2 protein-coding genes are annotated in these 2190 nt (G+C 58.8%); both read left to right on the top strand.

The genetic code is table 11. From position 1 onward, the window contains the following. Positions 1-426: DUF3768 domain-containing protein (locus VJ956_RS10760; protein WP_324084697.1), on the top strand; the 426-nt coding region annotated here is incomplete at its 5' end. A gap of 217 nt (positions 427-643) precedes the next feature. Beyond that, complete coding sequence (locus tag VJ956_RS10765) at positions 644-1675, top strand: IS110 family transposase (protein WP_324084699.1); 1032 nt, start codon at positions 644-646, stop codon at positions 1673-1675. Positions 1676-2190: the final 515 nt, after the last annotated feature.

Consider the following 2190-nt stretch of genomic DNA (forward strand, 5'->3'; position numbering starts at 1 on the left):
TGGGAAGGGTGTTTCAACTTCTCAAAGGAGATCCCCATGTCCATGACCGTTCAACCCCAGCCAGACAGTCCAGATCCGAGTGTGATCGCAGCGCAGAACGACGCGTTTCGCAAGCTCGCCTGCCTCGGGGTGCCGCCCGCGCAGTCCATCCAGGGCCGGATGCACGTCACCCGTTCGCTTATGGAGGCTGGCGACGGCTTCATGGCCGAGGCGGTGAAAGCCACCGGTGCGTTCGATACATTCGAGCCTGAGAATGACCCTGAAGGCTGGCACGAATTCGGGGCGGTCGAGATCCGGGGCGAGACCGTGTTCTGGAAGATCGACCTCTATGAGGCAGATTCCGATTTCCGCTACGGTGCCGAGGCCCCGGACAATCCCGCGACCACCATGCGCGTGCTGACCATCATGCTGGCGCGCGACTGGTAGAAGGGGAGGGCACACCTCCTCCTGACATCGCAGCCAATGAAGGCCCGCTGCTCCCACAAAGGGAGAGATGCCGTAATGGGGCTTTCGGCGAATCGGACAGGTTTCGCTTGTTTGTCAGCATGATGTGGAGTGCCGTTGCCCTTGATGCGCCTGCAGCGCGTCTACGAGGTCGTATGTTTCCATGCGCCTCAATTCCTAAGAATAGAAGGGCAACGACATGAATGTATTTATCGGACTGGATGTATCTCTGGCAAGCACGGCGATTTGTGTGCTGGGGCCGCAGGGGAAGATCGTTGAAGAATTGCAGGCGGAGAGCGAGCCTGAAGCCCTGGTGCGCGCGATCGTCGCCCTGCCATATTCGATCGACACGATCGGTCTCGAAGCTGGACCTCTGTCCCAATGGCTGAGCAAGGGGATGGAAGAGGCAGGGTTTGACGTGGTCATGATGGAAACGCGATTGGTGAAGGCCGCCTTGAAAGCCATGCCTATCAAGACCGACAGGCGCGATGCCCAGGGAATTTCTCGATTGCTGCAAATGGGTTGGTACAGGCCGGTGCACCGCAAATCTGTGTCCTCCCAGGAAGTTCGCGCTTTGCTGACCGCGCGAAAATCAGTTCAACAGGCGATCATCAACCTTGAGCTTTCCATGCGGGGTGTTTTGCGGAACTTCGGCTTGAAGCTGGGGCATGTCACCCGGATCAGGTACGAGGCCCGTGTAAGGGAACTGGTTGAGCAGAATGAAATCCTGTCCACATCGACGGAGGCTCTTCTACGCGCGCGTTCGCAGTTGCGTGCCGAGTTGGCCGAATTGGATGCGAAGATCGCGGGTCTGGCAAAAGACGACAACGTTTGTCGTCTGATGATGACGATGCCGGGTGTCGGTCCGATCGTCGCCCTGACGGTCAAATCTGCGATTGATGATCCAGCCCGCTTTGCACGGTCGAAGGATGTTGGGCCGTGGGCGGGGCTGACGCCAAGGCGCACGCAATCCGGAGAGATGGACATCGTCGGGCAGATCACCCGAGCTGGCGACCGAGGCCTTCGAACGGCCTTGTATCAAGCGGCGATGATCCTGATGCACCGTGGGTCACCAAACTGGCTCCAGGCCTGGGCCCTTAGAGTGGCGCGTAGGCGTGGATCGAAACGGGCCTTGATTGCACTCGCGCGGCGCATTGGCGTTGTTTTGCACCGTATGTGGCGAGACGGCACACCATTCCGCTCTGCGCAGAGCCCCGCGGCAACGGTCTGAGAATAAAAATTCCTGAACTTCATTGGACGGAGGAACGCACTGCACCTGACAACAGGTACGATGAGGTCCCTTGCCGGGACGAGGTTCCTGGAGATGCCGTAGGCCCGCAAGTTATCGGCAAACGTTGAATACGCGGGAAAGATGGGCACCCAGGACCAGATTTGGACCAGGCATAGAGTGGCAGCTTTGAGGCTGACTACGGACGGAAGAACGAAGCCCGGACAGGGGGTGTTCCTCAGTCCTGACGTGTGGTTGCAGTGAAAAAAGAAAAAGTAAGCTTCTGATTTTGCGCCTTAAAACCCGGAGAAGAAAGAGAGCTTCGCCGGAGTTTTTGACTTGCCCGAAACCCTTGACACAGGCCCGCCCCATTACGGAAGCGGGCCTACGTCCTTCAGAGCCACCTTCAGTGGCAACCGACCCGGGGATTCACACGCTGCCGAGCGAGCGGCGCAAGCGGATATCGGTCGGCAGCTTGACGCTGGCCGGGGAGGTTCTCTCACGCAGCATCTCGATCA

Source organism: Marinobacter sp., from assembly GCF_035268745.1.
In the GTDB taxonomy this organism is placed as follows: Bacteria; Pseudomonadota; Gammaproteobacteria; order Pseudomonadales; family Oleiphilaceae; genus Marinobacter.

What these genes read in the sequence shown, in the direction of transcription:
- VJ956_RS10765 (WP_324084699.1), top strand. Translation starts at nt 644, where the DNA reads ATGAATGTATTTATCGGACTGGATGTATCTCTGGCAAGCACGGCGATT.